Source organism: Arthrobacter sp. Y3225116, assembly GCF_059091245.1.
In genome coordinates, this window is sequence record NZ_JBNHGL010000558.1 from 1 (window position 1) to 472 (window position 472).

At 70.3% G+C, this 472-nt stretch carries 1 pseudogene; it reads right to left on the minus strand.

The features are described from left to right. Nucleotides 1-282: 282 nt before the first annotated feature. Nucleotides 283-472: pseudogene (locus tag AC5RV2_RS18945) on the minus strand (glycosyltransferase family 1 protein); the annotation flags it as partial.

Below are 472 nucleotides of genomic sequence, written 5' to 3' on the forward strand. Positions count from 1 at the left end.
GCCGCGGCCGCCGCCACCGCTGCCGCTGCCGGTGACGGCGACGGTGCCGGCAGCACGGCAATTAGTGGAGTGGCCCTGGCCGTCAGCACCACATCGCAGTGGAAGTCCGCAGTCAGCAGCAGCTCAACCCGCTAGGGAGGAGGTGGGAAGAAGAAATGAGTCGAGGTGTCGATCAGGCGCTTCCGGGACGACATCCACCGGCTTCTCCTCGGCTTGCGGCCACCAACAACCGGGGCCGGCCCCGGTTGTTGTTCCAGCACCTCCTCGGCTTGCGGCCACCAACTACCGGGACCGGCCCCGCCGTCGTTCCAGCACTTCCTCGGCTGCGGCGACCAGCTGCTTGGCCGACTCGTTCCAGTCGTAGGCCGCCGCTCTGCGGATGCTGGCCTCCGACGCCGCGAGGAAGGCACCGGGCTGGTCGAGCGCTGCCACGGCCGCCGCGAAGTCGGCGGGCTCGTCCGGGTCCACGAGC